The organism is Pseudoalteromonas luteoviolacea H33-S, from assembly GCF_001625695.1.
In the GTDB taxonomy this organism is placed as follows: Bacteria; Pseudomonadota; Gammaproteobacteria; order Enterobacterales; family Alteromonadaceae; genus Pseudoalteromonas; species Pseudoalteromonas luteoviolacea_B.
The window spans coordinates 1-4,609 of sequence record NZ_AUXY01000092.1 but is presented as its reverse complement, the minus strand read 5'-3'; the positions used below and the strand labels follow the sequence as shown (position 1 = coordinate 4,609).

Genomic DNA, 4,609 nt, shown 5'->3' with positions numbered 1-4,609 from the left:
CGGCCACTCTTTGTTGGCAACTAAACTGGTGGCCAGAATTAATGAAACTTTTGATATCAAATTGCCGTTACGTGAGTTTCTTAGCCGACCCATATTAGCTGAGCTTGCGACTGTTTTATCTGATTATGAGCGCGCTTCAAATCGGCCGCAACTAATACCGGTTTCCCGAGAGCTTGCTTTACCTCTTTCATATGCACAACAAAGACTATGGTTACTTGACCGGATCGATGGCGGAAGTGCCCACTACAATATGTCGGGGGCTCTAAGGCTGGAAGGTAAATTAAATGTCCAAGCGTTGGAGCGGGCTTTTTTTACTGTGGTGCAACGTCATGAAAGCTTGCGCACTTATTTTATATCAATGGGGGAAGGCGATCCGAGGCAAGAGATTCAGGAGGATTTCACTTTTCATGTACCGATAACAGATTTATCCACTTTTACGGCAGGGGAGCAGCAAGTAAAAATTGCAGCAGTGGTTTCCGATGAAGCGTCACGAGCTTTTGACCTAAGCCGAGAACTTATGCTTAGGGCGCAGTTGCTTAAGCTCTCTTCTAGGGAACAGATTGTGCTGGTAACTATGCATCATATTGCCTCAGACGGCTGGTCTATGGGTATATTAGTTAATGAGTTTAGCCGCTTATATAGCGCTTATGTGCAGGGAGAAGATAATCCCCTGGCACCGCTTACCATCCAATATGGCGATTACGCTCACTGGCAGCGTAACTATCTGCAGGGTCCTAGGCTTGATGAACAATTGGCTTATTGGGAAGACCGTTTATCGGGCTTGCCTGTGGTCCATAATTTGCCGCTTGATCGTCCCAGAGCTGCGAGGCAGAGTTTTGCTGGCAATGTGCACACCTCCGGTCTAGATAAAGCTAGCCTGAGAAAATTCATGAAATTATGTCAGGATCAGGGCGCAACCTTGTTTATGGGACTACATGCTGTCTTTTCCGTACTTTTGTCACGTTACAGCAATGAAAATGACATAGTGATCGGCACCCCAGTAGCCAACCGGGAGCAGTTGGAAGTGGCAGATTTGATCGGCTTTTTTGTTAATACACTGGTACTACGCTGTGATACCTCCGGTAATCCGGGTTTCCGTGAGTTGCTGGCACAAAGTAAACAGTCATTGCTGGATGCTTATGAGCACCAACAGGTACCTTTTGAGCTTTTGGTAGAGCGACTGCAGCCGGAGCGAAATCTGAGCCATATGCCTCTATTTCAGGTAATGTTGGCCTTACAAAACAATGATGAAGGCAGTTTGTCCCTGCCCGGGTTAACCTTGTCGGCTATGGAAGATCCGTCTGTAGGTACCGCCAAGTTTGATTTATCTTTGAATGTGATTGAAAGTGAGCAAGGGCTGCAACTCAAATGGGGCTTTAATGTCGATCTCTTTGATATAGAGACCATACAGCAGATGGCCGAACATTTTGAAACTTTATTGCTCGCCATGGTGCAGTTACCGGATAAGGACGTTTTCGCTCATGAACTAGTCACTAGGCAAGAGCGCCATCAAATCCTTAATACCGGCAACGACTATGGGTCGAGTGTTGTTCCACAGTTGTGCATTCATGAGTTATTTGAAGCACAAGTTGCGTCGCAGCCAAATAAAACTGCCCTTATTACGCAAGAGAGTAGCCTGAGTTATGGCGAGCTTAATCGTCGCGCCAACCAATTGGCTCATTACCTTAAGCTGCAAGGGGTGAAACCGGATTCCTTAGTGGGGCTTTGTGTCGATCGCTCTATGGACATGGTTATCGGTATATTGGCGATCCTTAAAGCTGGCGGTGCTTATGTGCCGTTTGATCCGGATTATCCTGAATCACGCTTGCTTTATATGCTTAAGGATAGCGGTGTCGATATCGTCTTAACTCAAGAGCGGATCTTGGTTAGCTTGCCTTTATTTGAAGCAAACGCCCTATGTCTAGATAAAGAGTCGGTGAAAGATGAGTTGACAAAAATGCCGGAAGGTAACCAGCCGGTGTCTTCGTTGGGATTAACTTCGTCTCATTTGGCCTATGTCATTTACACCTCAGGCTCGACCGGACAGGCCAAAGGGGTCTTGATCCAACATCAAGGAATTGTCAATCTTGCCGCTGAAATACAGCGGATGGAGATAGTACCGGAAGGTGCTTGTTGGGGATTAAATGCTTCTTATGCATTTGACTCATCAGTTAAGGGCTTATCCCAGTTGATGTCGGGGGTGGCGCTGCGTATTTTACCTAGATATGCCGATCAGGAGCCGCAAACCATAAGGGAAGCTTTTGGGCAGTGCGGTGTTATCGACTGTACTCCGTTAATGGTGGAAGCTTGGTTTGATTTGGGAATAGAAAGTGCTTTACCTAACTTAATCATTGGCGGCGAAGCTATTTCTCTCCAGTTGTGGGCTAAGTTATGTGACTGGCAGCAGCAGTATCAACGTAAGGCGGTGAATGTTTATGGTCCGACGGAATGCAGCGTTAATACCCATTGGACGCCGATATCCGGCGACTTGCCTCATATTGGGTATCCACTAGGCAATGTTCGAGCATTGATCCTGAATGAAAACACCTTGGCGCCAGTAGGTGTACCAGGGGAGCTATGCATTGGCGGTGAGGGCCTGGCTCGAGGTTATTTAAATCATGAGAAATTGACTGCAGAAAAATTTGTTGCCAACCCTTATTTTAATGAGCAGGACAACAATAGCTGTCGGCGTTTGTACCGCACCGGGGATTTGGTGCGCCGTCTGGCAGATGGTTGTCTTGAATTTATTGGCCGTACTGATCATCAAGTGAAAATTCGGGGGTTTCGCATTGAACCAGCTGAGATAGAGCATGTCTTGGCAGACTTTAGCCGTGTCAAGGAAGCTGTGGTAATTGCCCGGGAGGCAGGCGAAAAGGGGAAACACCTAGTAGGTTATCTACTTGCTGACGATAACGACAGCGATGAAAGTGATCTGGTTGAGGCAGTGCGTCTACATATAGGCAAGCTTTTGCCTGAATACATGGTGCCCTCGGCTTTTGTGGTATTGGAGTCCTTCCCCTTGACCGCCAACGGTAAGGTTGACCGTAATGCCTTACCCGAGCCGAACAATGAGGTATCAGACGACGACTTTATGGCACCGCAAACGGAAGAAGAAAAAGCCTTAAGTGTTATCTGGCAAGAGCTGCTGGGGCTTGAGCGGATTGCCCTCACGGATAACTTTTTTGAATTGGGAGGACACTCCCTGTTGGCTACTAAGCTAGCGGCTCGAATTAGTGAGTCATTCGATGTGCAAATGAAATTGCGGGATATTTTTAAACAGCCAGTTCTGGCGGCCCAGGCAAAATTTATATCTGCTCAAAAACAGGGGAAGAATCATCCGCCTTTAATACAGGTTTCTCGTGAGCAGCCTTTGCCTTTATCTTTTGCCCAGCAAAGATTATGGTTGCTAGATCAAATCGATGGCGGTAGTGCCCATTATAATATGCCGGCAGCGTTAAAACTGACCGGTACTCTCAATGAGGATGCTCTGCAACAGGCGATTGTTGATATATTGGTGCGCCATGAAAGCCTGCGCACCTGTTTTGTTGCCGGTGACGACGGCGAGCCGCTCCAGCTGATCCGCGAACTGGATAGCTTTGAGGTACCGCTGACGGACCTATCAGCCCTTTCGCCACAAGCACAGCAGACCCGAATAGTCGAAACCGTTTCAACAGAAGCGGGGAAACTGTTTGATCTGGCACGGGATCTGATGTTGCGTGCGCAGCTGCTGAAAGTCTCAGCTAAAGAGCATATCTTGCTGGTAACTAGACATCATATTGCTTCCGATGGCTGGTCCCTGGAGATTTTGCTCAATGAATTTAGTCGTTTATATACGGCTTATGTCCAAGGGCAAAGTAACCCCTTGCCGCCGTTGGCGATCCAGTACGGTGATTATGCCCACTGGCAGCGCAACTACCTGCAGGGAGCGGTGCTGAATGAACAGCTAACTTACTGGGAAAAACAGCTGGCCGACTTACCGGTGTTGCACAGCCTACCGCTAGATCACCCCAGACCTGCGGTGCAGAGTTTTGCTGGTAATCATCATATCTCAAGGATAGAACAAGGGACACACCAGCGTTTAATGGCCCTGTGTCAGACACAAGGTGCCACCTTGTTTATGGGGTTGCATGCTGTTTTTTCAGTATTACTGGCCCGCTACAGCAATGCACAAGATATCGTTGTTGGCACGCCGGTGGCGAATCGTGAGCAAGCTGAAGTAGCTGGTTTGATTGGCTTTTTCGTGAATACTCTGGTACTGCGTAGCGATCTCTCCGCTAAGCCAGACTTCCTTGAATTGCTAAAACAAAGTAAGGCTATGTTGCTTGAGGCTTATGCTCGTCAGCAGGTGCCGTTTGAACAAATCGTCGAGCGTTTGCAACCCGATCGTAGCCTAAGCCACAGTCCGTTATTCCAGGTGATGCTGGTCCTGCAAAATAATGAAACGGGTCATTTGTCGATGCCGGGACTTGAGCTTTCTGAAGTTCATAATCTGGGGCCGGGTATCGCCCAGTTTGATCTGACCCTGAATATCTCAGAAGAAGTTGAAGGGCTGGTGCTGGACTGGGAATTTAATACCGATTTATTTAAAGCGCAAACCATCGAACGCATG

General features: G+C 47.8%; 1 protein-coding gene. It reads left to right on the top strand.

Annotated elements, in window-relative coordinates; translation table 11 throughout:
• Positions 1–4,609: non-ribosomal peptide synthetase (locus N477_RS18525; protein WP_155731954.1), on the top strand; the 4,609-nt coding region annotated here is incomplete at both ends.